General features: G+C 72.9%; 21 protein-coding genes and 1 tRNA gene. 11 read left to right on the top strand and 11 right to left on the bottom strand.

Features of this window, described 5'->3' with window-relative positions:
- The first annotated feature begins 125 nt into the window (after window positions 1–125).
- Window positions 126–1,424 carry a class I SAM-dependent methyltransferase gene (locus tag ACIQVI_RS27950; protein ID WP_403600720.1) on the top strand — a complete coding sequence of 433 codons (1,299 nt, stop codon included), beginning with the start codon at window positions 126–128 and terminating at the stop codon, window positions 1,422–1,424.
- A gap of 65 nt (window positions 1,425–1,489) precedes the next feature.
- Here ACIQVI_RS27950 and ACIQVI_RS27945 read toward each other — a convergent pair whose 3' ends face one another.
- Entirely contained in the window at window positions 1,490–4,021 is a 2,532-nt protein-coding gene (locus ACIQVI_RS27945; RefSeq protein ID WP_403600717.1) for an ABC transporter permease, read from the bottom strand.
- Window positions 4,022–4,100: 79 nt separating this feature from the next.
- Complete coding sequence (locus ACIQVI_RS27940) at window positions 4,101–4,871, bottom strand: ABC transporter ATP-binding protein (protein WP_351969614.1); 771 nt, start codon at window positions 4,869–4,871, stop codon at window positions 4,101–4,103.
- A gap of 388 nt (window positions 4,872–5,259) precedes the next feature.
- On the opposite strand from ACIQVI_RS27940, the gene ACIQVI_RS27935 reads away from it, so the two are divergent.
- The 4 genes from ACIQVI_RS27935 to ACIQVI_RS27920 all read left to right on the top strand — a co-directional run bounded on the left by ACIQVI_RS27935 (window position 5,260) and on the right by ACIQVI_RS27920 (window position 8,596).
- Window positions 5,260–5,344, top strand: a tRNA-Leu gene (locus tag ACIQVI_RS27935).
- Between the two features lie 430 nt (window positions 5,345–5,774).
- Window positions 5,775–7,091 (top strand): DUF2079 domain-containing protein, encoded by a 1,317-nt coding sequence (locus tag ACIQVI_RS27930; RefSeq protein WP_403600714.1) that lies wholly within the window; start codon window positions 5,775–5,777, stop codon window positions 7,089–7,091.
- Window positions 7,092–7,250: 159 nt separating this feature from the next.
- Complete coding sequence (locus ACIQVI_RS27925) at window positions 7,251–8,153, top strand: Bax inhibitor-1/YccA family protein (RefSeq protein WP_351969612.1); 903 nt, start codon at window positions 7,251–7,253, stop codon at window positions 8,151–8,153.
- 113 nt (window positions 8,154–8,266) lie between these two features.
- Complete coding sequence (locus tag ACIQVI_RS27920; protein ID WP_161371898.1) at window positions 8,267–8,596, top strand: hypothetical protein; 330 nt, start codon at window positions 8,267–8,269, stop codon at window positions 8,594–8,596.
- A gap of 15 nt (window positions 8,597–8,611) precedes the next feature.
- Here the strand turns inward: ACIQVI_RS27920 and ACIQVI_RS27915 are convergent, their stop codons facing one another.
- The 3 genes from ACIQVI_RS27915 to ACIQVI_RS27905 form a co-directional block, all read right to left on the bottom strand.
- Window positions 8,612–9,433 carry a hypothetical protein gene (locus ACIQVI_RS27915; RefSeq protein ID WP_402444907.1) on the bottom strand — a complete coding sequence of 274 codons (822 nt, stop codon included), beginning with the start codon at window positions 9,431–9,433 and terminating at the stop codon, window positions 8,612–8,614.
- 248 nt (window positions 9,434–9,681) lie between these two features.
- Window positions 9,682–10,902 (bottom strand): acetyl-CoA C-acetyltransferase, encoded by a 1,221-nt coding sequence (locus ACIQVI_RS27910; protein ID WP_121833336.1) that lies wholly within the window; start codon window positions 10,900–10,902, stop codon window positions 9,682–9,684.
- A 248-nt stretch (window positions 10,903–11,150) separates the two neighbouring features.
- Window positions 11,151–12,212 carry an SGNH/GDSL hydrolase family protein gene (locus ACIQVI_RS27905; protein WP_351969610.1) on the bottom strand — a complete coding sequence of 354 codons (1,062 nt, stop codon included), beginning with the start codon at window positions 12,210–12,212 and terminating at the stop codon, window positions 11,151–11,153.
- A gap of 103 nt (window positions 12,213–12,315) precedes the next feature.
- On the opposite strand from ACIQVI_RS27905, the gene ACIQVI_RS27900 reads away from it, so the two are divergent.
- Window positions 12,316–13,704: a cystathionine beta-synthase gene (locus ACIQVI_RS27900; protein ID WP_351969609.1), complete on the top strand. Its 1,389-nt coding sequence runs from the start codon at window positions 12,316–12,318 to the stop codon at window positions 13,702–13,704.
- Between the two features lie 407 nt (window positions 13,705–14,111).
- Window positions 14,112–14,957, top strand: coding sequence for a MurR/RpiR family transcriptional regulator (locus ACIQVI_RS27895; protein ID WP_403600708.1), 846 nt, complete (start codon window positions 14,112–14,114; stop codon window positions 14,955–14,957).
- Between the two features lie 22 nt (window positions 14,958–14,979).
- On the opposite strand, the gene ACIQVI_RS27890 is transcribed toward ACIQVI_RS27895, so the two are convergent.
- The 6 genes from ACIQVI_RS27890 to ACIQVI_RS27865 form a co-directional block, all read right to left on the bottom strand.
- A complete protein-coding gene (locus tag ACIQVI_RS27890; protein ID WP_351972536.1) occupies window positions 14,980–15,351 on the bottom strand; it encodes a hypothetical protein in 372 nt (123 codons plus the stop codon).
- A 105-nt stretch (window positions 15,352–15,456) separates the two neighbouring features.
- Complete coding sequence (locus ACIQVI_RS27885; protein ID WP_161371897.1) at window positions 15,457–15,957, bottom strand: roadblock/LC7 domain-containing protein; 501 nt, start codon at window positions 15,955–15,957, stop codon at window positions 15,457–15,459.
- A gap of 41 nt (window positions 15,958–15,998) precedes the next feature.
- Window positions 15,999–16,775 (bottom strand): transcriptional regulator, encoded by a 777-nt coding sequence (locus ACIQVI_RS27880; protein WP_351972535.1) that lies wholly within the window; start codon window positions 16,773–16,775, stop codon window positions 15,999–16,001.
- Complete coding sequence (locus ACIQVI_RS27875; RefSeq protein ID WP_351972534.1) at window positions 16,772–17,179, bottom strand: hypothetical protein; 408 nt, start codon at window positions 17,177–17,179, stop codon at window positions 16,772–16,774. Before ACIQVI_RS27875 ends, ACIQVI_RS27880 begins: the two co-directional genes overlap by 4 nt.
- A gap of 161 nt (window positions 17,180–17,340) precedes the next feature.
- Window positions 17,341–17,820, bottom strand: coding sequence for an SRPBCC family protein (locus ACIQVI_RS27870; protein WP_403600703.1), 480 nt, complete (start codon window positions 17,818–17,820; stop codon window positions 17,341–17,343).
- 32 nt (window positions 17,821–17,852) lie between these two features.
- Window positions 17,853–19,241, bottom strand: a complete 1,389-nt coding sequence (locus ACIQVI_RS27865; protein WP_403600700.1) for a diaminopimelate decarboxylase — start codon at window positions 19,239–19,241, stop codon at window positions 17,853–17,855.
- A 158-nt stretch (window positions 19,242–19,399) separates the two neighbouring features.
- Here ACIQVI_RS27865 and hutU point away from each other — a divergent pair, with 158 nt between their 5' ends.
- From hutU to hutI, 4 genes are read left to right on the top strand one after another with little or no spacing between them, the layout of a single operon-like run.
- Window positions 19,400–21,127 carry a urocanate hydratase gene (gene hutU, locus ACIQVI_RS27860; RefSeq protein WP_403600697.1) on the top strand — a complete coding sequence of 576 codons (1,728 nt, stop codon included), beginning with the start codon at window positions 19,400–19,402 and terminating at the stop codon, window positions 21,125–21,127.
- A 17-nt stretch (window positions 21,128–21,144) separates the two neighbouring features.
- On the top strand, window positions 21,145–22,356 hold the full coding sequence (locus ACIQVI_RS27855; RefSeq protein ID WP_403601225.1) for an allantoate amidohydrolase: 1,212 nt from the start codon (window positions 21,145–21,147) through the stop codon (window positions 22,354–22,356).
- Window positions 22,347–23,687, top strand: coding sequence for a formimidoylglutamate deiminase (locus ACIQVI_RS27850; protein WP_403600694.1), 1,341 nt, complete (start codon window positions 22,347–22,349; stop codon window positions 23,685–23,687). The genes ACIQVI_RS27855 and ACIQVI_RS27850 overlap by 10 nt, the downstream gene beginning before the upstream one ends.
- Before the next feature lie 17 nt (window positions 23,688–23,704).
- A complete protein-coding gene (gene hutI / locus ACIQVI_RS27845) occupies window positions 23,705–24,952 on the top strand; it encodes an imidazolonepropionase (RefSeq protein WP_403600691.1) in 1,248 nt (415 codons plus the stop codon).
- Window positions 24,953–25,033: the final 81 nt, after the last annotated feature.

Here is a 25,033-nt window from a genome sequence, read left to right as displayed (position 1 = left end):
TGGTGCGGGCGGCCCTTCGCGTTGTTTTGCCGACTCGTTGCGCCCCGGCGGGAGTGCCGGCGCCCACCCGCGGTGTTCCCTGGGGGACGGACGTTTCCGGGACACCGATCACGGAGGTGGGCACCATGGCCGACGCCGCTTCGCGGCTGACGACTCTCGCCGGAGAACTCCTCGGAGGACCGCTCCCGGTCCGGCTGCGCGCCTGGGACGGCAGCGAGGCCGGCCCCGCGGACGCCCCCGTCCTGGTCCTCCGCGACCGGCGCGCCCTGCGGCGGATGATCTGGAAGCCCGGCGAACTCGGCACGGTCCGCGCCTGGGTGGCCGGGGAACTCGACGTCGAGGGGGACCTGTACGAGGTCCTGGACCGGGTCTCCGGGCTCCTCTGGGAGCGCGGCGACTCCCCGGGCCTGCTCGCCGCCGCCCGCGACCCCCGGCTGCGCGCCGCCGCCCGCGAGCTGCTGCGGCTCGCCGGGCCCGTCCCCCCGCCGCGCCCGCCGGCCGAGGAGGTCCGGGGCCGCAGCGGCGTCCGGCACACCAGACGCCGCGACCGGCAGGCCATCGGCCACCACTACGACGTGGGCAACGACTTCTACGCGCTGGTCCTCGGCCCCTCGATGGTCTACTCGTGCGCCTACTGGACCCCCGGCGGCACCCTGGAGGAGGCCCAGCGCGACAAGCTCGACCTGGTCGCCCGCAAACTGGACCTGAAGGAGGGCGACCGGCTCCTCGACGTGGGCTGCGGCTGGGGCTCCATGGCCCTGCACGCCGCCCGGGAGTACGGCGCCCGGGTCGTCGGCGTCACCCTCTCCCGCGAACAGGCCGCCCGCGCCCGCGAGCGCGTCGCCGAGGAGGGCCTGACGGACCGGATCGAGATCCGCGTCCAGGACTACCGGGACGTCACCGACGGCCCGTACGACGCGATCTCCTCGATCGGCATGGCCGAGCACGTCGGCGCCGTGAGGTACCGGGAGTACGCCGATGTCCTGTACGGGCTCCTCAGGCCCGGCGGGCGGCTCCTCAACCACCAGATCTCCCGGCGCCCCGAGCCCGACGAGGCCGCCTACGCGATCGACCCCTTCATCGACGCGTACGTCTTCCCCGACGGCGAACTCGCCCCGATGGGCCGCACCCTGACGGCCCTGGAGGACGCCGGCTTCGAGGTCCGGGACGTGGAGGCCCTGCGCGAGCACTACGCCCTGACCCTGCGCCGCTGGGTGGCCAACCTGGAGGCGGACTGGGACCGGGCCGTCCGGCTCGTCTCCCCGGGCCGGGCCCGGGTCTGGCGGCTCTACATGGCCGCCTCCGCCGTCTCCTTCGAGCGCAACCGGATCGGCGTGAACCAGTTCCTCGCCGTGAAGACCCCCGCGCCGGGGACGAGCGGGCTGCCGCTGCGGCCGCGCGCGTGGACCGGCGGGACGGACTGACGGACGTACGGCGAGGGGCCGGCCTCCCGGGTGGGAGGCCGGCCCCTCGCCGGTGGTGCGGGCGGCTACTCGGTCTTGATGGCGGCGAGCATGTTCAGACGGGCCGCGCTGCGGGCCGGCCACAGCGAGGCGAGGACGCCGACCAGGGCGGCCAGGAGCAGGAAGATCCCGATCCGCTCCCAGGGCAGCACCAGGGCGTAGCCCGGCAGGCTGCTCTTGAACGTCTCGCCGAGCGCCCAGCCGAGGAAGGCGCCGAGGCCGATGCCGACGACCGCGCCGAACACCGAGATGACCACGGCCTCCAGACGGACCATCCGCTTCACCCGGCGCCGGTCGAGACCGATCGCCCGGAGCATCCCGATCTCCTGCTGGCGCTCGAAGACGGACATCGCGAGGGTGTTGACCACGCCGAGGACGGCGATGATCAGGGCCATGCCCAGCAGGCCGTACACGATGTTCAGGAGCATGTTGATCGGGCCGCCGAAGGCGTCGCGGATGTCCTTGTGGTTCATCACCGTGATGCCGGGGTTGTCGCCCATGGCCTTCGACAGCGCCTTGGCGTTGGCCTCGGAGGCGCCGCCGTCCATCGCGACGTAGACCTCCCGCGTGTAGGGCTGCTGCTCGTGGGCGTTGATCAGCTTGCGGTCGATCATGACGGGGGAGACGAACTCGCTCTCCTCGTAGATCGCGCCGACGGTCAGCTTGCCCTTGGCCTTGTCCAGGTACTCGACCGGGACCGTGTCGCCGACCTTCAGGCCGCGCTTCTCGGCGGTCTTGTCGGCGACCGCGATCTGGCCCTCCTTGAGGGAGGCCAGGGAGCCGTTCACGACGTGGAGGTTGAGGACCTTCTCGATGTCGCCGGGGGTGACGCCGGAGGCCGAGACGAACGAGCCCTTCAACTCCAGGGCACCGGCCTGCTGCGGGGAGACGGCCGTGACGCCCGGGGCCTTCGCGAGGGCGGTGATGGCCTCCTCGCCCAGGCTGTCGCCGCTGGCCATGACCACCATGTAGTCGGCCTTGATCTGGTCGACGGTCATCTTGTCGATGGCCGCGCCGACGGTCGCGCCGAGCACCGACAGGCCGGTGACCAGGGTCAGGCCGATGGCGAGCGCGGAGGCGGTGGCGCCGGTGCGGCGCGGGTTGCGGACCGCGTTCAGGCCGGCGAGCTTGCCGGAGATCCCGAAGAGGCCGACGAACAGCGGGCGGATCAGGGCGATCACGGGCCGCGACAGCATCGGGATCAGCACGATCACGCCGATGAGGGTGAGGAACGCGCCGCCCGCGATGAGCATCCGGCCCTCGTCCCCGCCCCGGCCCGCGCCGAGCACGATCAGGACGACGCCGAGCGCGGTGAACGCGGCACCGACGGAGTTCCGCAGGACGAGCGACTTGGTGCTCGCGGTGGCGTGCACGCTGTTCATGGCGGCGACCGGCGGGATCTTCGCGGCGCGGCGGCCGGGCAGCCAGGCGGCGAGCATGGTGATCAGGACGCCGACGGCGAACGCGGAGACGACGGGCGAGGCGCCGATGACCAGGCCGCCGGCCGGGATCTTCAGGTCGAAGGCGTTCATGGCCGACCGGAGCGCGACCGCGAGGCCGACGCCCAGGACGAGGCCGACGGTCGAGGCGACCAGGCCGACCAGACCGGCCTCGGCGAGGACGGAGCGGGTGATCTGCTTGCGCGAGGCGCCGACCGCGCGCATCAGGGCCAGTTCCTTGGTGCGCTGGGCGACCAGCATCGTGAAGGTGTTGGCGATCAGGAAGACGCCGACGAAGAGCGCGATGCCCGCGAAGCCCAGGAGCACCTGGTTGAGCGCGCCGAGCCCGGCCTCGATGTCCTCGGCCTGCTGGTCGGCGAGGGCCTGACCGGTCTGGGCGGTGGCCGCCTTCGGGACCACCTTCAGGACCTCGTCGAGCAGCTTGTCCGCCTGCGCGCCGGGGGCGGCCGTGACGGTCATGTCCTGGAAGTACCCGGGCTTCAGGTAGAGCTTCTGGGCCACGGAGGTGTCGAAGAGGACCAGGCTGCCACCGGCGTTGACGGCGCCGTCCTCGGTGGTGAAGACGCCGGAGAGGACGTACTCCTTCACCGGGCCGTTGGTGGCTACACGGACGGTGTCGCCGACCTTGTAGCCGCCCTTGTCGGCGGAGGCCCGGTCGAGCGCGATCTCGCCGGCGCGGGCCGGCCCGTCGCCCGTGGTGAAGGCGTACGCGCGGTCCTTGCCGTCCTTGCCGGGGGCGAAGTTGGTGCCCTTGTTGGACCAGCCGACGCCGATCAGCTTGCCGTCCTTGTCGGGCACGCCGGCGAAGCCGCCGACGCGCGGGGCGACGGAGGCGACCCCGGCGAGCCCGGCGACCTCGTCGACGTCCTTCTGGGAGAGGCCGGGCGCCTGCCGGGCGTCCTCGGGGTCCGGGTGCATCTCGACGGCGACGGCGACGTCGTCGTAGCTCTTCGCCGACTGGTTGCGGAAGGCCTGGGAGAGGGTGTCGGTGAAGACGAGGGTGCCGGAGACGAAGGCCACGCCGAGCATCACGGCGAGGACGGTCATCAGCAGTCTCGCCTTGTGCGCGAGCACGTTGCGCAGGGCGGTACGGAACATGGGGTGTCCTGAACGGAGGGTGGGGCGGACGGAGGTCGGGGGCGCGGGGCGTCGCGCTACGAGGCCGGGCCTGGCGGCGTCAGCTCGTACGGCCCTTGGCGTCGAAGGCCTTCATGCGGTCGAGCACGCCGTCCGCCGTCGGGTTCAGCATCTCGTCGACGATCCGGCCGTCGGCGAGGAAGATCACGCGGTCCGCGTAGGAGGCGGCGACGGGGTCGTGGGTGACCATGACGACGGTCTGGCCCAGCTCCCGCACCGAGTTGCGCAGGAAGCCGAGGACCTCGGCGCCCGAGCGGGAGTCCAGGTTTCCGGTCGGCTCGTCGCCGAAGATGATCTCGGGGCGCGAGGCGAGCGCGCGGGCCACGGCCACGCGCTGCTGCTGGCCGCCGGAGAGCTCGGTGGGGCGGTGGCTGAGCCGGCCGGAGAGGCCGAGCATGTCGATGACCTGCTGGACCCACTGCTTGTCGGGCTTGCGGCCCGCGATGTCCATCGGCAGCGTGATGTTCTCCATGGCCGTCAGCGTCGGCAGCAGGTTGAACGCCTGGAAGATGAAGCCGATCTTGTCGCGGCGCAGCTGGGTGAGGTGCTTGTCCTTGAGGGTGGACAGCTCGGTCTCGCCGATCCGCACCGAGCCGGAGGAGAAGGAGTCCAGGCCGGCGACGCAGTGCATGAGCGTCGACTTGCCGGAGCCGGAGGGGCCCATGATGGCGGTGAACTCGCCCTGCCGGAAGTCCACGGTGACGTGGTCGAGCGCGACCACCTGGGTCTCGCCGTGGCCGTACACCTTCGAGAGGTCCGTGGCGCGGGCGGCCACCGCGGTGGCGCGGGACACGGTGGGGGAGGTGGTCACGAGGAGGACTCCTGTCACTGCGGGGCTGTTTCGGGAACCCCTCCATCGTCTCGGGCGTTCCGGCCCGGGACGTCCGTCCACGTGCCCGTTCCCGGGGCAGCCTGGAGTCGGACCGGAGTCCCGGGGCCTCCTCCTGAGGTATGACCGGGCCCCCGAGAGCCGCCGGGCCGGGGGCTCCGGTCCGAGGTGACACAAATGCGACGACTTTTCGTCATTCCCCGGGGTGCGGGTTTGCGCCTGCGACCCCCGTCACACTTCGGGGAAAAGGCCCCCACCTGCACTGACGCACCCTCAGGCCTCAATAAAATAAGACAACATCAGGGGCGATGTTCCGCTGAACGAGGGAAGCGCCCCGATAGGCTCATGTGCCAACGCGGAGCTTCGCGACGCCCGGATGGTGGAATGCAGACACGGCGAGCTTAAACCTCGCTGGCCTTCGGGCCGTACCGGTTCGAGTCCGGTTCCGGGCACCATCGACGACCGTGCCGCCGACCGGCGGGACCACCCGTTCTCCGCCGGTCCCCTCCGGGCCTTCCGGGAGGCGGGGGAGGTGCCCCGGACGCTCCGCGCGTACGGATCGGACCGTTCCGTTCCCCCCGCTCACCGTTCCGTCCGTTCCCGCTCGACGGTCCGTTCTCCCTGCTCGCGCGGCCGCCCGTCCGGATGCCCGCAGCGCCCCCGGGGGCCGTCGATCACCCCTGTTACCCTATAGGGCCCCTCCGCCTCCTGTTAGGTTCTCATGTCGTCATGAATATCCTGAACCTTTCGGTAGTGCCTTCCCAGCGGCGCGCACCGGAAGGCGGTGGCACGGCACCCGCGGGGAATGTGCCGAAACCGGCGGAGCGTTATTCGGGGAAGCCCGCCCTTCTCCTTTCCGGAATTTTCTTCCTGGTCTATCTGGCGTTGTCCGCGCGGCGGCACGCGATACACCTCACGACCGGATACGACCTGGGAATCTTCACCCAGATAGCGAAGTCCTACTCGGAGTTCACGGCTCCGTACGCCCCTCTCAAGGGGACCGGATACAACGCGCTCGGGGACCATTTCCACCCGATCCTCGCGCTGCTCGGTCCCGTGTACAAGGTGTTCCCGTCGAGCTATACGCTCCTGGTCTGCCAGGCGGCCCTGGTCGCGGTGTCCGTCATTCCGATCACGCGATGGGCCCAGGAGGTCAGGGGCCGGACATTCGCCTACTGGATCGGAATCTCCTACGGGGCTTCCTGGGGCATCGCGGAACTCGTCCAGTTCGACTTCCACGAAGTGGCCTTCGCGGTGCCGCTGCTCGCGTTCTCCGTGTGCGCGGCCGGCCGCGGGAGGTGGCGCGCGGCCGTCCTCTGGGCGATCCCCCTGGTCCTGGTCAAGGAGGACCTCGGGCTCACGGTGGCGGCGGTCGGCGCGTACGTCGCCTGGAAGGGGCCCCGGCGCACGGGGATCCTGCTGGCGCTCTTCGGGATCGTGGCGACGGCCCTCGCGATGTTCGTCGTCCTCCCCTCCGTCAATCCGCTCGGCGAGTTCGCCTACTGGCCGCCCGCGGAACCCGAGGAGAAGGGCCTCCTGGTGAAGGCCGCCGCGACCTTCTGGCCGCCGGTCAAATGGCTCACGCTCCTCATGCTCGTCGCCCCCACCGGATTCCTGGCGGTCCGCTCCCCGCTCCTGATCGTCATGCTCCCCACGCTCGGCTGGCGCTTCACCTCGGATTTCCCGAACTACTGGGGAATGGACTTCCACTACAGCGCGATCCTGATGCCGGTCGCCTTCGCCGCGGCGGTCCACGCCGTCGCCTCGGGACGGGTGATCACCCGCAGGCTCCTGCACGCCGGCGTGATCGGGGCGGTCGCCACGGGCGTCACCTTCTTCACCTCCCCGTTCCACGAACTCGTGCTGCCGCGGACATGGGTCGCGTCCGAGCACGTGCGCGTGACCGGCGAAATCCTCGGGAAGATCCCCGACGGCGCCACGGTGGCCGCGTCCAATCGCCTCGCGGCCCAGCTCGCGTACCGGACCACCGTCAGCGAAGTGTGTCTCTTCCCCCGTTCCTTCGCGCCGAAGGAACCGCCCCGCTGGATGGTCTACGACAACGCCGATCCGTCCGATCCGGAATGCGCCACCGGGAAGTCCCTGGAATCCGGCGCCCCGGACGTCCCCGGCTACCGGCTCGTCGAGCGCCGCAGCGGGATCTCCCTGCTGGAGCGGGTCGACGGCCCCGCCGGACGGCCCTGAGGACCGGCCCCCGGCGGGGGGTGCGTACACCCCGCGCCGCGGGAGAGGAAGAGCGGGAAGATGAGGGAAAGATCCTCCCCGAGCACTAGGGAGTTTCTTTTGCCTACGCATTACCCTTGACGCAAGGCCGCGCCGTGCGGTCTGCCATGGAGGAGTGAGATGAGGAGCAGCAACCCGGTCTTCTCGCGACGGGGGTTCAGCCGCGACAACGGCTACGCGGGCTTCAACGCGCAGCAGCCGCAGGCCGGGGGCCCCGCCGTCGGAACCAACCCGTACGCCACCGGCACCCCGTACGCCGGGGACGCGACGAACCCGTACGCGACCAACCCGTACGCCCCGCAGGACACGCAGCTCGGCGCCCCGCAGCAGGCCCGCGGCAACGTGATGACGATCGACGACGTCGTGAGCCGCACGGCCATGACGCTCGGCACGGTCGTGCTCACCGCCGTCCTGTCCTGGCTGCTGCTGCCGGTCGACCCGGCGAACCTGGGCAAGTCCTACGGCATCGCCATCGGCGCCGCCCTGGTCGCCCTCGTCCTGTCGCTCGTGCAGTCCTTCAAGCGCAAGCCGTCGCCCGCGCTGATCCTGGGGTACGCCGCCTTCGAGGGCGTCTTCCTCGGAGTGATCTCGGCCGCCGTCTCGACGTACATCGCCGACGGCGTCGTCATCCAGGCGGTCCTGGGCACCATGGCGGTCTTCGCCGGCGTGCTCATCGCCTACAAGATGGGCTGGATCCGGGTCAACCGGCGCTTCTACGGCTTCGTGATGGCCGCCGCGATGGGCTTCATGCTCCTCATGGTGACCAACCTGCTGTTCGCCGTCTTCGCCGGCGGTGACGGCCTCGGCTTCCGCAGCGGTGGCCTCGGCATCCTGTTCGGCGTCATCGGCATCATCCTCGGCGCCTGCTTCCTCGCCCTCGACTTCAAGCAGGTCGAGGACGGCGTGAACTACGGCGCGCCGCGCGAGGAGGCCTGGCTGGCCGCCTTCGGTCTCACCATGACCCTGGTGTGGATCTACCTGGAGATGCTGCGTCTGCTGTCGATCCTCCAGGGCGACGACTGACGCACGACCCCCTGACTCGGGGGGAAGGGCCCGTCCGGCTGCGTGCCGGGCGGGCCCTTCCGCGTTCTCCGGCCCGTTGGCGGGAGGCCCCGGGCGGCGCGTAGGGTCGCGGGGTGCTTGATACGAGTGACCTGACCGCCGCCGTGGAGCGGTTCGCCGACCGGCTGCGGGCCGCCCCGCAGAGCCGCCTCCAGCGGGGCGCGGCGGCCGAGGGGCTCGCCCTCGCCCGGGAGCTCGCGGTCCGCGCGCAGCGCGCCGAGGACCCGGACCGGGAGCCGAGGACCATGCCGGACGCCGGGGTCTTCGCGGTGGCCGACCAGCTCGTGGTGGCCGGGAGCGACCTGGCCGAGGCACTGCGAACGGCCCCGGCCGGCCCCCGCGCGGGGGAGCTGGACGAGGCCGTGGGGCTCGTACGGGAGGCGGCGGAGCGCTCGGGCCTGTAGGGCCCGTTCCCGGCCTTACAGGGAGGCGATCACGCGGTCCGCGAGGATGTAGACGTTCTCCTCGTCCGTGTCGCCGTACGAGAAGGTCAGGGCGAAGGCGCCCGAGACGCCCGAGCCGCCGAGCAGGACCGGGGTGCGGCCCGCGCGCAGGGCCTCCGCGAGGCGCTCCGCGGTCTCGCGGTGCCCCGGGGTCATACAGAGCGTGGTGCCGTCCGCGAAGACGTACACGTCCAGGGTGCCGAGCGGGCCCGGGCGGACGTCGGTCAGGGCCGTGCGCGTGTCGGCCAGCTCCTCCAGGCGCGCCACCGTCCGCTCGTGGTCGGTGACGACCGGGGTCTGCACCGGCACGAAGTCCGGGTGCGAGGGGTGCCGGCGCCGGGCCGCGGCCAGCTCCGGGGAGTCCTCGGGGAACTCGTCCAGCGGCTCCGCCGCCGCGCCGTCCAGCGCCGCCGCCTCGGCCTCCATGGCCTCCAGGGCCATCGCCTCCAGGCCCACGAAGTCCGCCTGGCGCGGCACGAAGAAGGAGCCGTCCTCGGCCGGGCCGCCGAGGCCGCCCAGCAGGGACGGGGCGTCGGCCGCGTCCCGGGCCTCCTGCGCGGCCCAGAAGGCCCGCGCCTCGGCGAGCTCGCGCTCGCGCTCCTCGGCCAGGGCCTCCGCGACCGCGGCCCGTATCTCGGCGGCGGGCGTGGCCCGGGCGGCGGGAACCGTGACGCCGTGCCCGGCGGCCAGCTCGCGCCGCAGGGCGGTGACCTGCTTGCGGAGACCGTGGACGGCGTGCAGGGCGGCAGCGCCCACGGCCGTGGCGGCGGCCGTGGTCAGCAGCAGGGCAAGAGGCATGGCGCTCACTGACGTACTCCCGATTCCGAGTCGATCCCCCGACTTCCTACCTCAGCTTGTCGTGAGGTGGGGGCCGCTGTCAGTGCATTACGTCACGAATTGGACAGGTATTTCTACCAGGCGTTTAGTCCCGAAACCGCTCTGACCTGGGAAAACGAACTCCCCCGGGACGTAGGTCACATCCTGGGGGAGATTCGGTCACGGCTGGGACGCGACGTGGTTGGCCGCCGTCCGCGAGGGGAGCGGGCTCAGCTGAGCCGCTCGATCACCATCGCCATGCCCTGGCCGCCGCCGACGCACATGGTCTCCAGGCCGAACTGCTTGTCGTGGAACTGGAGGCTGTTGATCAGGGTGCCGGTGATGCGGGCGCCGGTCATGCCGAAGGGGTGGCCGACGGCGATGGCGCCGCCGTTGACGTTCACCTTGTCCAGGTCGAGGCCCAGCTCCTGGTAGGACGGGATGACCTGGGCGGCGAAGGCCTCGTTGATCTCGGCCAGGTCGATGTCGCCGATGGTGAGGCCGGCGCGCTTCAGGGCCTGCTTCGACGCCTCGACCGGGCCGAGGCCCATGATCTCGGGGGAGAGGCCGGAGACGCCGGTGGAGACGATCCGGGCCAGCGGGGTCAGGCCGAGCTCGCGGGCCTTGGTGTCGGACATGATCACCAGGGCGGCGGCGCCGTCGTTGAGCGGGCAGCAGTTGCCGGCGGTGACCAGGCCGTCGGGGCGGAAGACCGGCTTGAGGCCCTGCACGCCCTCCAGGGTGACGCCCGCGCGCGGGCCGTCGTCCGCCGAGACGACCGTGCCGTCCGGCAGCGTCACCGGGGTGATCTCGCGCTCCCAGAAGCCGTTCTTGATGGCCTGCTCGGCGAGGTTCTGCGACCGTACGCCGAACTCGTCCATCTCCCGGCGGCTGATGCCCTTGAGGCGGGCCAGGTTCTCGGCGGTCTGGCCCATCGCGATGTACGCGTCGGGGACGAGGCCGTCCTCGCGCGGGTCGTGCCAGGTGGAGCCCTCGGAGGCGGCGACCTCGGCGGTGCGGGCCTCGGCCTCGGCGAAGAGCGGGTTGTGCGTGTCGGGCAGCGAGTCCGAGTTGCCCTTGGTGAAGCTGGACACCATCTCGACGCCGGCCGAGACGAAGACGTCGCCCTCGCCCGCCTTGATCGCGTGCAGCGCCATCCGGGAGGTCTGGAGCGAGGAGGAGCAGTAACGGGTGATCGTGCAGCCCGGCAGGTGGTCCATGCCCATCTGCACGGCCACGATCCGGCCCAGGTTGTTGCCCTGCTCGCCGCCGGGCAGACCGCAGCCCAGCATCAGGTCGTCGATGTCGCGCGGGTCCAGCTCGGGCACCTTCGCCAGGGCGGCCTGGACGATGGTCGCGGTCAGGTCGTCCGGGCGCAGGTCCTTCAGGGAGCCCTTGAAGGCCCGGCCGATCGGGGAACGGGCGGTCGAGACGATCACGGCTTCGGGCATCACGGCTCCATGAGGGTGCGGAGTGGGCGGACTGAAAAGGAAGTTACCCGTACGTACCGCACGGGTCACCGGGACGGGCGTGTGATGCGGACCTCTTTTCTAAGCGGGCGCTCAGTCGGCGGGGGCGGTGCCGCCGGAGGCGGGCGTCCGGCGGGCACCCCGCCCGGGGCGGCGCCGCCCGGAATCCGGCTTCCGGCAGGTGCTCCGGCGGGAGCGGTGCCGGCCGGAAGCCGGCTTCCCCCGGGTGTTCAGTTGGCCGGAGTCTCCGTCGGGGTGGCGGCGCCCGCCGGTGCCTCCAGCGTCCCTCCCGTCCCGGCGGAGGCCGCGCCCGTCTCCTCCGGGGCGCCCGCGACCGGCAGCCGGCGCCGGCGGCGGTGCTTGAGCAGGGCCCACGGCGCCCGGGCGCCCGTGACCTCGGTGCCCGCCTCCCGCGCCGCCTCGGCCGCCGCCTTCGCCACCGGCAGCATGTTCTCCCGGCGCGCCGGCTCCAGCCGGTCCGCCTCGGGCCACGCGCCGAGCACCGCGCAGACCGTCGGCAGGACGGCCATCGCCGCCGTCGCGTACCCCTCGGCCGACGGGTGGAAGCTGTCCACCCCGAACATCTCGCGCGGGTTCGCCGCGAACTCCGGACCGAGCAGGTCGCCGAGCGACACCGTCCGCCCGCCCTGCTCCACCACCACGATCGTCTGCGCCGCCGCCAGCTGCCGCGACGCCCGCCGGGCCAGCCAGCGCAGCGGCTGGTAGACCGGCTCGATCGTGCCCAGATCCGGGCAGGTGCCGACGACCACCTCCGAGCCCGCCGTCCGCAGCCGCCGCACCGCCGCCGCCAGGAGCCGCACCGACTCCGTCGGCGGCATCCGGTGCGTCACGTCGTTCGCCCCGATCATGATCACGCACACGTCCGGCGGCCCCAGGGGCTGCGCCAGCAGCAGCGACACCTGCCGCTCCAGATCGTCCGAGCGCGCCCCCGACAGGGCCGCGTTCCGCAACAGCACCGGCCGCTCCGCCACCGCCGCGAGCCCCGAGGCGAGCAGCGCGCCCGGGGTCTGGCCGGTGCGGCGCACGCCCTGGCCCGCCGCCGTGGAATCACCCAGAAGGGCCAGTCGCAGCGGGTCCTCCGTCCCGAAGGCCCGGCCGTAGAGCCCGTCCGCCGCGGGCGGCATCGGAGCCGCCCCGCCGCCCACGGTCCGCTTCGCGATGTGCGCCTCGGCGAGCAGGACCCCCACCGCCGCGACCCCGAGGAGTCCGATGCTCCCGCCGCCGTACGCCGCACCCGCCGCGATCCGCCGCGCCACCCTCGCCCTGGACATGGGGCCGTCACCTCCTTCAAGCCGTTCACGGTGTAACTGCCCCGTAACCCGCTCCGACTACGCATACGCTGGCCACACCATTACGGAGACCCCGGAGATTACGGTGCAATTCCACGACTCGATGATCAGCCTCGTCGGCAACACCCCGCTGGTGAAGCTCAACCACGTCACAGCGGGCATCCAGGCGACCGTCCTGGCCAAGGTCGAGTACTTCAACCCCGGCGGCTCGGTCAAGGACCGGATCGCCCTGCGGATGATCGAGGCGGCCGAGCGCAGCGGCGAGCTGAAGCCCGGCGGCACCATCGTCGAGCCCACCTCGGGCAACACCGGCGTCGGCCTGGCGATCGTGGCCCAGCAGAAGGGCTACAAGTGCATCTTCGTCTGCCCGGACAAGGTGTCCCTGGACAAGATCAACGTGCTGCGCGCGTACGGCGCCGAGGTCGTGGTCTGCCCCACGGCCGTGGACCCCGAGCACCCGGACTCGTACTACAACGTCTCCGACCGGCTCGTCCGCGAGACGCCGAACGCCTGGAAGCCCGACCAGTACTCCAACCCGAACAACCCGCGCTCGCACTACGAGACCACCGGTCCCGAGCTGTGGGAGCAGACGGACGGGAAGATCACCCACTTCGTCGCGGGCGTCGGCACCGGCGGCACCATCTCCGGCACCGGCAACTACCTCAAGGAGGCCAGCGGCGGCGCCGTCAAGGTCATCGGCGCCGACCCCGAGGGCTCCGTCTACTCGGGCGGCTCGGGCCGTCCGTACCTGGTCGAGGGCGTCGGCGAGGACTTCTGGCCCAGCGCGTACGACCGCAGGGTCGCCGACGGGATCGTGGCCGTGTCCGACAAGGACTCCTTCCAGATGACCCGCCGCCTCGCCAAGGAGGAGGGCCTCCTCGTCGGCGGCTCCTGCGGCATGGCCGTCGTCGCTGCCCTGGAGGTCGCCCGCGGCCTCGGCCCCGACGACGTCGTGGTCGTGCTGCTGCCGGACTCCGGCCGCGGCTACATGTCCAAGATCTTCAGCGACGAGTGGATGGCCGACTACGGCTTCCTGGAGCACACCTCCTCCGCCACCGTCGCGGACGTCCTGCGCCACAAGGAGGGCGGCCTGCCCTCCCTCGTCCACATGCACCCGGACGAGACCGTCGGCCAGGCCATCGAGGTGCTGCGCGAGTACGGCGTCTCCCAGATGCCCATCGTGAAGCCCGGCGCCGGCCACCCCGACGTCATGGCCGCCGAGGTCGTCGGCTCGGTCGTCGAGCGCGAGCTGCTCGACGCCCTCTTCACCAAGCGGGCCTCCCTGGAGGACCCGCTGGAGCGCCACATGAGCGCGCCGCTGCCGCAGGTCGGCTCCGGCGAGCCCGTGGCCGACCTGATGTCCGTCCTGGGCGAGGCCGCCGACGCGGCGATCGTCCTGGTCGAGGGCAAGCCGACCGGCGTCGTCAGCCGCCAGGACCTGCTGGCCTTCCTGGCGGGCAGCGACGCGAAGTAGGCCCGGGGGCGGCCGTACGGCACCGCGGGGCGGGTCCGGGAGCGGCCCGCGCGGACGAGTTCGCGCAACTGGTACGAGCGCGACACGTCCGCGCAGCACCCGCTTAACACGCGTCCGGCACATTGTTCCTCGTCGGCGTCACGGACTTCCGGAGCGGCTCCCGGGCCTCCACAGACGCCACGGACGCGGACCGGCCCTGACCCGGGCCCGTGTCCCTCGCGGGGACCGCCGTCGTCCCGCCCCCCGGCAACGGGGGTGCGGCGGTCCCCGCGCCAAGCTTCACCGAAGGGCCCCTCGCGGTGGCGGGGGGCCCTTCGGCCATCCTCTTCCCAGGACCGCCCGCACCGGATCGTGCATATCCTTATGCAGAGTGACGTGCGAGTGAATAGGTGAAAGGGGAGGGCGACGTGAGCGACAGCCCGGCCGGTCGGCTCCAGGCCCTCTTCGAGGGGCACCGGCTGACGCCGACCCAGCGGCGGATCGCGCACTGCATGGTGCGGCGCGCCGGGGACGTGCCGTTCCTGTCCAGCGTGGAGCTGGCCGAGCTCGCCGGGGTCAGCCAGCCCTCCGTGACCCGCTTCGCCGTGGCCCTCGGCTTCGACGGGTACCCGGCGCTCCGCCGCCACCTGCGGGAGGTCGCGCCCCCCGGGGCCGGAGCCGGGTCCGGCGGGGGCGAGGAGCACAACGAGTACCAGCAGGCCGTGCTCGCCGAGATCGAGAACCTCCGGCACCTCGCCGGGCTGCTCGCCGACCCCGGGCCCGTCGAGCGGGCCGGCCGGCTGCTCGCCCGCTCCCGCCCGCTGCCCGTGCTCGGACTGCGGGCCGCCTCCTCGCAGGCGCGCGGCTTCGCCTACTTCGCCGCCAAGGTGCACCCGGACGTCCGGCTGCTCGACGAGGGCGGCTCGATGCTCACGGACCGCGTCGACGCGACCGTACGGGCCGGGGCCACGGCCCTGCTCTGCTTCGCGCTGCCCCGGCACCCGCGCGAGGTCGTCGAGGCCCTGGAGTACGCGCGGGCGGCCGGGCTCGCGGTCGTGACCGTCGCCGACTCGGCGTTCGCGCCCGTCGCCGCCCACAGCGACCTGCTGATCCCGGCCGCCGTCGGCACCGGGCTCGCCTTCGACACCGCCTGCGCCCCCATGATGCTCGGCCGGGTCCTCCTGGAGGCCATGGCCGACGAACTCCCCGACGCGCAGGCGCGCCTGGAGGAGTTCGACGCGAAGGCGGCGGCGCGGGGCCTGTTCGTCGAGTAGCGGACCGGAGGGCTGCCGGCCGTCAGACCTCCAGCTCGGCCTCGATCTTCTTCAGCTGGTGGCGGGCCATCGCCAGGTTCGCCCGGTCCTTGTGCAGGGCCAGGTAGAGGAAGAGGCCGTTGGTGTTGCGGCCCTTGAGCAGCCGGATCAGGTGGTAGTGGGTGCCGAGGGTGATGAGGATGTCCTCGATCTCGTCGTTGAGCCCCAGCATCTCCATCGCCCGGACCTTGGCCCGGACGACGTCGGTGTTGCCGGCCGCGGCGACGTTGAGGTCGAGCTCCTTGCCGCCGCCGATCGTGCCGAGCGCCATGCCGCTGGTGTAGTCGACGAGGGCAGCGCCGATCGCGCCTTCGATGGAGGCCGCTTCCTTGAGGGAGGTCTCGGTGTTCGCCATGGTGTCGTACTTCTTCCTTCTGGGTGACGTGCTTCTCGGGTGGTGGCTTCCCGGTCGGTGGGGACGCCGGGGCCGGGGCTTTCCGGGGTTACGGGCCTTCCGGGGCTACGGGCTCCTCGGGTGGCGGGCCTCGCGGACCGGGGGCCGCCCGGGCAGCGGCGGGCTCCCGGGGTGCGGGGGCTTCCCGGGGTACGGGGGCGGGAGCTGCCCCAGGCGGTTCGGCTCCCTGCGCTCCAGGGCCCCGTCGACCAGCTCGCCTATCCGGGCGCTGGACCTGCGGGCCTCCAGATGGAGCCGCCCCACGTTGATCCGGGGCTCCGCGAGCAGCGTCAGGACGGCCGAGCCGCCCGCCGCGTACGTCGCCACGTAGCCGCTCTCGCCGCGTACGAGCAGCTCGCGGAAGCGGCCCTGGCCGGTGGAGTCGGTCAGCCGCTGGCCGACGCCGAGCGCCGCCGCGGTCAGCGCGGCCACGCTCTCCGCCTCGCCGTCCACGGTGTCGTGGGCCAGGACGAGGCCGTCGGCGCTGGCCGCCAGGGCTCCGGTGAGCTGCGGCAGCCGCGCCCGCAGCCGTCTCAGCTCGCCGAGGACCTCGGCTTCTGCCGTCATGAGCTGTCTCCTCTCGGCGCGTATGCGCAGGGCACGCCTCATCACAGGTGTGCCTCCAGGGCGTCACGGAGCCGGCGCAGCAGGGCGATGTCGGGATCGGGCACCGGCAGGACGGGTAAGAGCGCCGGTGCCGGTGGCACGGGGTCGGGTCCGGGCGTGAGCGGGGTCTCGACGAGCCCGGCGGCGGCCAGCCGCCGTACGTCGAGGAGCGTGTGGAAGGCGGGGCGGCCGAGCAGCCGGGCCAGCTCCGCCGGGGTCCGCTCGCCGTCGGCCGCCGCGAGCAGGGCGCGCTGCCGCGACCCCACGGTCTGGCCGGGGGCGGCGGGGCGGGGGACGACCGGGGCGGTGTCCACGGCGGGGTACGGCCAGACGGCGTCGAGGAGTTCGCGGCGGCGCACGGTCTCGCGCTCGACGGCCTCGGCCGAGACCGGCCGCACCGTGCCGAACCAGTGCCCCACCCCGTACCGGAAGCGGGTCGGGCCGCTGGTGGGGGAGAGGGCGAAGAAGGCGGCGTCGAAGACCGCGCCGAGGTGGCAGATCTCCAGCTCCCCGTCCTGGAGCCGGCCGCTGTCGACGAGGAAGCGGCCGACCGCGCGGTGGGCGCCGGCCCGGTCGACGGCCTCGTCCCAGTTCTCCCGGGGCAGCCGGCCGCCGGTGGTGAGGAGGACGTCGACGCCGGGGGAGGCGGGGCTCTCGGCGTGCACGACCCGGCCGTCCACGAGGTAGAGCGTGCCGTGGTCGCGCAGCAGGGCCCCGGTGGCCTTCTCGGCGGCGAGCCGGACCAGCATCGGGGAGACGGGGGTGGCGACGGCGCTCATCCGAGGACCAGCTTCTCGGCTATGTCGCGGAGCCGTATGCGGGCGAGGGCGAGGTTGCCGGTGTCGCGGTCGAGCCAGAGGTGGAGGAAGACGCTGCTGTCGAAGGAGGTCTCGACGAAGCGGAGGACGTGGTAGCCGGCCCGGGTGGTGACGATCAGGTCCTCGACGGGCGGCCCTTCCTCGTCCCCGGTCCCTCCGGCGTCCTCGTCGGTGGCCAGGAAGGTGTCGAACTCGGCTGCCGAGCGGGCCAGTTCGGCGGTCTCGGCGGCCGTGGTCTCGTGGTCCCCGACGGGGGAGTCGCCCGCCGTTCCCAGCGCGAGCCCGCTGGTCCAGTCGACCAGGGAGGCGCCCCGAGCACCCGGTAGGGTCATGGCCTCCGTCAGGCACTCGTCGATTCCGGGCACGCGGATTCCCCTCCCGATGCGGCGTGCGAACGTGCGGCAGTAACGGTGACGCTACTGAACGTTCCGGTCCGGGGGAGGTGTTCTGGCATTTTCCATCGGAACATGCCCGGGTCTGACGGAAATTGATCCCTCGGCCGAGGCGGAGGGACGGGGCGGGGCCGTCAGGCCCGGGACTCCACCGCGTGCGCGATGTCCGACAGGTCCTTCGCGAGCGCCTTGGCGACGGCCTTCGCCCCGAAGCGGGTGAACAGCCGGCCGAGGAGACCGGGGGCGCGGCCGTGCGCGGGCCGGGCGGAGAAGGTCATCCGCAGGACGGTGGACCCGTCCCCGCCGGGCGCGAGGGTGAGCTCGGAGACGTAGTGCATCCCGTGGGAGTCGGCGGTCGTGACGTACCGCTCGGGCGGCTCGCAGGCGGTCACGGTCATCTCCTCCGTGGCCTCCCGGCCCAGCATCCGCCGGGTCTCGCGCCAGCGCGTGCCCACGTCGAAGCCGCCCGGGGTGAGCACCTCCACCTTCTGGACGCCGGTCAGGACGCGGGGCAGGTCCGGCAGGTCGGTGATCGCCTCCCAGACCCGCCCGGCGGAGGCGGCGACCCGGCGCTCGACGACGACGGAGGTGGTGCCCGTATCCGTTCCAGTCATGCCTTCATGGAAGCCGGGGCGCGGGGGCGGCGCTACCGGACGGGCGGTCCGCCTTGTGTTCGATCCTCCCGGTCGGCCTCCTCTTCGGCCTCCCGTTCCGCGGGCGGGCGCACCAGCGCGTCCGCCAGGTCCCCGCCCGCCTCGGCGACGACCTCGTCGAGCGTCTGGGGCCCGCGGACGGCGGTGAACGCCACCGTCCCGTCCCCGGCCGTGGTGAAGCCGTGGATCCCCGGCCGGAGCAGGCTGTTGTACGCGTAGTGGTGGGCGAAGTAGTACGCGCCGGTGTCCGGCACCGCCACCACGTCCCCCGGCCGCAGCAGCGGCAGCTCGCGGCCCGTGGCGAGCAGGTCCCCGGCGAAGCAGGCGGGGCCCGCCACGTCCTGGACGGCACCCTCCCCGGTGTGGGGACGACCCTCGGAGTCGTACGCGAGGATCCGCAGCGGCCAGGAGGCGGGGGCGTAGACCGTACGGGTGGCGAGCTGCACGCCCGCGTGGGTGACGGCGATCGGGCGGCCGCCGGAGGTCTTGGTGTACTCCACCCGGGCGAGGACCGTGCCGTGTTTGGCCAGAAGTGAGCGCCCGAACTCGGTGACGAGGCGGTAGCGGCCGTCGAAGAGGCCGGGGACGGTGTCGGCGAGCAGCCGCGCGTACTCCGCGTAGGTCGGCGTCTCCTCGTCGGAGGCGAAGTTCACCGGCAGGCCGCCGCCGATGTCGAGGGTGTCGACCTGTCGGCGGCCGGCGGCCCGGTTGATCTCCTCGGCCAGCGCGTACGCCTCCCCGACCCCCTCCGCCATCAGGGCGAGCGGCACGCCCTGGGAGCCGGTGTGGGTGTGCAGCCGGGTCAGCCACGGGCGGTCCAGGAAGGCCTGGACGACCGTCTTGCGGGCGCCCTCGTCGCGGAGCGCCACGCCGAATTTGGAGGTGGCCGTCGCGGTGGAGAGCGCGTCGATGGAACCGGCTCCGACCTGCGGGTTCACCCGGAGGCCGAGGGGCGAGGCGGTGGGTCCCGAGGCGACGAGGGCGTCGAGCCGGTCCAGCTCCTGGAGGTTGTCGGCGTTGACCGCGACCCCGAGCGCGAGGGCCCGGCGCAGCTCGTCCGGGGTCTTGGCGGGGGAGTCGAGCACGGTGCGCTCCGGCGGGATCCCGGCGGCGCGGGCGAGGGCCAGCTCGCCGGGGCTCGCCACCTCGGCCCCGATCCCGGCCTCGTGGAGCAGGCGCAGGACGGGGACGAGCGGGGCGGCCTTCACGGCGAAGGCGTGCAGCACGGGCGCGTCGGTGACGGCGGCGAAGGCGCCGGTCAGGGCGGCGGCGGAGGCGCGGATGCCGGCGGTGTCGAGGAGGGCGACGACCGGTTCGGCGGGGGAGAGGAGACCTTGGTCGACGGAGGCGCGGACGGCGAGATCGCGACGGGAGGGGGCCATGGGGCCATGGTCGTCCATCGGGTGCGGGAGCGGGAGGGCGCCGGGTCCCGTGCCGGTGCGGCACCGCGTGGCGCCGCGCGATGAGGGGGCCCTGTTGACTACAACTATTCATGCCGCCAGGATGTGAATATCTGAACGACATTCGAGGAGGCACCGCCATGTCAGGACCCCGCCCCGTACGGGCCCCGCGCGGTACGGAACTGAGCGCCCTGGGATGGCAGCAGGAGGCCGCCCTCCGGATGCTCCAGAACAACCTGGACCCCGAGGTCGCCGAGCACCCCGACAAGCTCGTCGTCTACGGCGGCACCGGCAAGGCCGCCCGCGACTGGCGCTCCTTCGACGCGATGGTCCGCACCCTGCGCACCCTCAAGCAGGACGAGACGATGCTCGTCCAGTCCGGCCGCCCGGTCGGCGTCATGCAGACCCACGAGTGGGCCCCCCGCGTCCTCATCGCCAACTCCAACCTGGTCGGCGACTGGGCGAACTGGGAGGAGTTCCGGCGCCTGGAGCAGCTCGGCCTCACCATGTACGGCCAGATGACGGCCGGCTCCTGGATCTACATCGGCACCCAGGGCATCCTCCAGGGCACGTACGAGACCTTCGCCGCCGTCGCCGCCAAGAAGTTCGGCGGCACCCTGGCCGGGACCATCACCCTGACCGCCGGTCTCGGCGGCATGGGCGGCGCCCAGCCGCTCGCCGTGACGATGAACGACGGCGTCGCCATCTGCATCGACGTCGACCCGCGCGCCATCGAGCGCCGCATCGAGCACCGCTACCTGGACGTGAAGGCGGACTCCCTGGAGCACGCCCTCGCGCTCGCGACCGAGGCCCGCGACGCCCGCCGCCCGCTCTCCATCGGCCTCCTCGGCAACGCCGCCGAGCTGCTGCCCCGGATGCTGGCCGAGGGCGCCCCGATCGACATCGTCACGGACCAGACCTCCGCTCACGACCCGCTCTCCTACCTCCCCGTCGGCGTCGCCTTCGAGGACATGGCCGACGCGGCGGCGAAGGACCCGGCCGGGTTCACCACCCGGGCCCGCGAGTCGATGGCCCGGCACGTCGAGGCCATGGTCGGCTTCATGGACGCGGGCGCCGAGGTCTTCGACTACGGCAACTCGATCCGGGGCGAGGCCCAGCTCGCGGGCTACGACCGCGCCTTCGCCTTCCCGGGCTTCGTCCCGGCGTACATCCGTCCGCTGTTCTGCGAGGGCAAGGGCCCGTTCCGCTGGGCCGCGCTCTCCGGCGAGGCCTCGGACATCCACAAGACCGACAAGGCGATCCTCGACCTCTTCCCGGAGAACGAGTCGCTGCACCGCTGGATCAAGATGGCCGGCGAGCGCGTCCACTTCCAGGGCCTGCCCGCCCGCATCTGCTGGCTCGGCCAGGGTGAGCGCGACAAGGCCGGCGCCATGTTCAACGACATGGTCGCCGACGGCACCCTCGCCGCCCCCCTCGCCATCGGCCGCGACCACCTGGACTGCGGCTCGGTGGCCTCCCCGTACCGCGAGACCGAGGCCATGCTCGACGGCTCCGACGCCATCGCGGACTGGCCGCTGCTCAACGCCATGGTCAACGTCGCCTCCGGCGCCTCCTGGGTCTCCCTCCACCACGGCGGCGGCGTCGGCATGGGCCGCTCCATCCACGCCGGCCAGGTCTCCGTCGCCGACGGCACCGCCCTCGCGGGCGAGAAGATCCGCCGCGTGCTGACCAACGACCCGGGCATGGGCGTCATCCGGCACGTCGACGCGGGCTACGACATCGCGGAGCGGGTCGCGGACGAGAAGGGCGTCCGCGTCCCGATGCGCGAGGGCGACGACGCTTCCGGGGCCTCCGGCTCCGGCGCCTCCGCTTCCGGGGCCTCCGCTTCCGGGGAAGGCTCCGCGTGAGCGAGACTTTCCACGCCATGTGGCGGTCGCTGCGGCCCCTCGGCCGCAGCGCCGCCTCCGGTGGCTACCGCCGTTACGCCTGGACGGACGCCGACGCCGACTGCCGCCTCTGGTTCCGGATGCAGGCCGAGGCCCGCCGCCTGGACGTCGAGACCGACCGCAACGGCAACCAGTGGGCCTGGCTCGGCGACCCCACGGCGGGCGACGCCGTCGTCACCGGCTCCCACCTGGACTCCGTCCCCGACGGCGGCGCCTTCGACGGCCCCCTCGGCGTCGTCTCCTCCTTCGCCGCCCTCGACGAACTGCGCGCCCGGGGCGTCTCGTTCAAGCGCCCCCTCGCCATCGTCAACTTCGGCGACGAGGAGGGCGCCCGCTTCGGCCTCGCCTGCGTCGGCTCCCGGCTCACCGCCGGACGCCTGACGAAGGAGCAGGCGTACGAGCTGCGCGACGGCGACGGGACCAGCCTCCCGCAGGCCATGGAGGCCGCCGGGTACGACCCCGACGCCATCGGCCCCGACCCGGAGCGGCTCGCCCGCATCGGCGCCTTCGTCGAACTGCACGTCGAGCAGGGCCGGGCCCTGGACCTGTCCGGCGACGCGATCGGCATCGCCTCCTCCATCTGGCCGCACGGCCGCTGGCGGTACGACTTCGCGGGCGAGGCCAACCACGCGGGCACCACCCGGCTGGTGGACCGCCGCGACCCGATGCTCACCTACGCCGAGACCGTCCTCGCCGCCCGCCGCGAGGCCGAACTCGCGGGCGCCGTCGCCACCTTCGGCAAGATCGCGGTCGAGCCCAACGGCGTCAACGCCATCCCCTCCCTCGTGCGCGGCTGGCTCGACGCGCGCGCCGCCGACCAGGGCGCCCTGGACGCGGTCGTCGCGGGCGTCGAGACGGCGGCCCGCGACTACGCCGACCGCCACGGCATCGACCTCACGGTCGTCCGCGAGTCCTTCACCCCGGTCGTGGACTTCTCGCACGCCCTGCGCGACGAACTGTCCCGGATCCTGGGCGACGCGACTGCCGACACCTCGGGCAAGGTTCCGGTCCTCGGCACCGGCGCCGGACACGACGCGGGCATTTTGTCCGAATCGATCCCGACCGCCATGCTGTTCGTACGGAACCCCACGGGCGTCTCGCACTCCCCGGCCGAGTTCGCGGCCGAGGACGACTGCCTGGCCGGGGTCCGCGCACTCGCCGACGTACTGGAGGAGCTGGCGTGCCGCTGACGACCACGTACTGGCTGGAGCACGCCTGGATCGACCCCGTGGTCGAGCCGGGCGTCGCCCTGGAGGTGGCGGACGGCCGGATCACGTCGGTCCGCACGGGCGTCGAGGCCCCGCCCCCGGGCGCGGAGGTCCTGCGCGGCCTGACGGTCCCCGGCCTGGCCAACGCGCACTCGCACGCCTTCCACCGCGCCCTGCGCGGCACGGTCCAGGTCGGCTCCGGCACCTTCTGGACCTGGCGCGACACCATGTACAAGGTCGCCCAGCGCCTCACCCCCGACAGCTACTTCGCCCTCGCCCGCGCGGTGTACGCGGAGATGGCGCTCGCCGGGATCACCTCCGTCGGCGAGTTCCACTACCTCCACCACGCCCCCGGCGGCACCCCGTACGCCGACCCCAACGCCATGGGCGAGGCCCTGATCGCGGCCGCCGCCGAGGCGGGCATCCGCATCACCCTCCTCGACACCGCCTACCTCTCCTCCGGCTTCGGCGCCCCGCCCGAGCACCACCAGCTCCGCTTCACCGACGGCACGGCCGACGCCTGGGCCGAGCGCGCCTCGGCCCTCAAGGAGCGGGACGGCGTACGGATCGGGGCGGCGATCCACTCCGTACGGGCCGTCCCGGCGGACCAGCTGGCCACGGTGGCCGACTGGGCCCGGCGCCGGGAGGCCCCCCTCCACGTCCACCTCTCGGAGCAGACCGCCGAGAACGACGCCTGCCTGGCGGCCCACGGCCTCACCCCCACGCGGCTCCTGGCGGAGCACGGCGTACTGGGGTCCCGGACGACGGGCGTCCACAACACCCACCTCACCCCGAACGACATCACCCTCCTCGGCTCGTCCTCCACCGGCACCTGCATGTGCCCGACGACCGAACGCGACCTCGCGGACGGCATCGGCCCGGCGGTGGACCTCCAGCGCGCCGGCTCCCCCCTCTCCCTGGGCAGCGACAGCCACGCGGTCGTCGACATCCTCGAAGAGGCGCGGGCCATGGAGCTGAACGAGCGCCTGCGCACCCACATCCGGGGCCACTGGACGGCGGCCGCGCTGCTGCGCGCGGCGACGGCGGACGGCCACGCGGCCCTCGGCTGGCAGGAGGCGGGCGAGCTGACGCCGGGCGCCCTCGCCGACTTCACGACGATCGCCCTGGACTCCGTCAGGACAGCGGGACCGGCACCGCGTCTGGCAGCCGAGACGGCGGTATTCGCGGCGTCGGCAGCGGACGTGCGTCACACGGTCGTGGGCGGCCGCCACGTCGTACGGGACGGGGTCCACTCGTCCGTACCGGACGTGCCCCGGGCCCTCGCCGACTCGATCGCCGCCCTGCGCGGCTGAAGGAGACACCCCTCATCATGAACACCGGCCCCGAGGCGAGGAACAGCGCGGCGGCGACCTCCGCCCCCACGAGCGCGAACAGCGCCGTGGCGGCGCCCGCCACCGCCATCGTCAACATCGCGAGCCTGGTCACCAACGATCCCTCCCTCGGTGATGGAACCCCCCTGGGTCTGATCCAGAACGCGGCCGTCGTCGTGGAAGGCGACCGTGTCGTCTGGGTCGGTGAATCCAGCAAAGCACCCGCCACTGACAACCGGGTCGACGCGGAGGGCCGGGCCGTGATCCCGGGCTTCGTCGACTCCCACTCGCACCTGGTCTTCGCGGGCGACCGCACGGCCGAGTTCAACGCCCGCATGTCCGGGCAGCCGTACAAGGCGGGCGGCATCCGCACGACGGTGGCGGCGACCCGCGCGGCGAGCGACGAGGCCCTGTCGGCGAACGTCGCCCACTATCTGCGCGAGGCCCTCGCCCAGGGCACGACCACCTTCGAGACCAAGTCCGGCTACGGCCTGACGGTCGAGGACGAGGCCCGCGCGCTGCGCATCGCCGCCGAGCACACGGACGAGGTCACCTACCTCGGCGCGCACATCGTCTCCCCGGACTACGCCGACGACCCGGCGGCCTACGTCGACCTGGTGACCGGCGAGATGCTCGACGCCTGCGCCCCGTACGCCCGCTGGGTGGACGTCTTCTGCGAGAAGGGCGCCTTCGACGGCGACCAGGCCCGCGCGATCCTGACGGCGGGCAGGGCGAAGGGCCTCCACCCCCGCATCCACGCCAACCAGCTCTCGTACGGCCCCGGCGTCCAGCTGGCGGTGGAACTGGACGCGGCGAGCGCGGACCACTGCACGCACCTGACGGACGCGGACGTGGACGCCCTGGCCTCGGGGAACACGGTCGCCACCCTCCTCCCGGGCGCGGAGTTCTCCACCCGCGCCGAGTGGCCGGACGCCCGCCGCCTCCTGGACGCGGGCGTCACGGTCGCCCTCTCCACCGACTGCAACCCGGGCTCCTCCTTCACCTCCTCCGTCCCCTTCTGCATCGCCCTGGCCGTCCGGGACATGGGCATGACCCCCGACGAGGCCCTCTGGTCCGCCACGGCCGGCGGCGCGACCGCCCTCCGCCGCACCGACATCGGCCGCCTCACCTCCGGCACCCGAGCCGACCTCACCCTCCTGAACGCCCCGTCCCACGTCCACCTGGCCTACCGGCCGGGCGTACCGCTGGTGTCGGGGGTGTGGAGGAGGGGTGTGAGGGTGGCCTGAGGGGCGGGCCGGAAACCCCCGCGACGCGAGTGACCGGTCATACTGATGTGCCGCAGCGCGTAGGGGGAGTGGTCGTGCGGG

This window comes from Streptomyces sp. NPDC098101 (genome assembly GCF_044760185.1).
Taxonomy (GTDB): domain Bacteria; phylum Actinomycetota; class Actinomycetes; order Streptomycetales; family Streptomycetaceae; genus Streptomyces.
The sequence above is the reverse complement of the archived record's forward strand: the minus strand, read 5'-3'. Positions and strand labels throughout refer to the sequence as shown.

What these genes read in the sequence shown, in the direction of transcription:
- ACIQVI_RS27950 (WP_403600720.1), top strand. Translation starts at nt 126, where the DNA reads ATGGCCGACGCCGCTTCGCGGCTGACGACTCTCGCCGGAGAACTCCTC.
- ACIQVI_RS27945 (WP_403600717.1), bottom strand. Translation starts at nt 4,021, where the DNA reads ATGTTCCGTACCGCCCTGCGCAACGTGCTCGCGCACAAGGCGAGACTG.
- ACIQVI_RS27925 (WP_351969612.1), top strand. Translation starts at nt 7,251, where the DNA reads ATGAGGAGCAGCAACCCGGTCTTCTCGCGACGGGGGTTCAGCCGCGAC.
- ACIQVI_RS27915 (WP_402444907.1), bottom strand. Translation starts at nt 9,433, where the DNA reads ATGCCTCTTGCCCTGCTGCTGACCACGGCCGCCGCCACGGCCGTGGGC.
- ACIQVI_RS27910 (WP_121833336.1), bottom strand. Translation starts at nt 10,902, where the DNA reads ATGCCCGAAGCCGTGATCGTCTCGACCGCCCGTTCCCCGATCGGCCGG.
- ACIQVI_RS27905 (WP_351969610.1), bottom strand. Translation starts at nt 12,212, where the DNA reads ATGTCCAGGGCGAGGGTGGCGCGGCGGATCGCGGCGGGTGCGGCGTAC.
- ACIQVI_RS27890 (WP_351972536.1), bottom strand. Translation starts at nt 15,351, where the DNA reads ATGGCGAACACCGAGACCTCCCTCAAGGAAGCGGCCTCCATCGAAGGC.
- ACIQVI_RS27885 (WP_161371897.1), bottom strand. Translation starts at nt 15,957, where the DNA reads ATGACGGCAGAAGCCGAGGTCCTCGGCGAGCTGAGACGGCTGCGGGCG.
- ACIQVI_RS27880 (WP_351972535.1), bottom strand. Translation starts at nt 16,775, where the DNA reads ATGAGCGCCGTCGCCACCCCCGTCTCCCCGATGCTGGTCCGGCTCGCC.
- ACIQVI_RS27870 (WP_403600703.1), bottom strand. Translation starts at nt 17,820, where the DNA reads ATGACTGGAACGGATACGGGCACCACCTCCGTCGTCGTCGAGCGCCGG.
- ACIQVI_RS27865 (WP_403600700.1), bottom strand. Translation starts at nt 19,241, where the DNA reads ATGGCCCCCTCCCGTCGCGATCTCGCCGTCCGCGCCTCCGTCGACCAA.
- hutU (WP_403600697.1), top strand. Translation starts at nt 19,400, where the DNA reads ATGTCAGGACCCCGCCCCGTACGGGCCCCGCGCGGTACGGAACTGAGC.
- ACIQVI_RS27855 (WP_403601225.1), top strand. Translation starts at nt 21,145, where the DNA reads ATGTGGCGGTCGCTGCGGCCCCTCGGCCGCAGCGCCGCCTCCGGTGGC.
- hutI (WP_403600691.1), top strand. Translation starts at nt 23,705, where the DNA reads ATGAACACCGGCCCCGAGGCGAGGAACAGCGCGGCGGCGACCTCCGCC.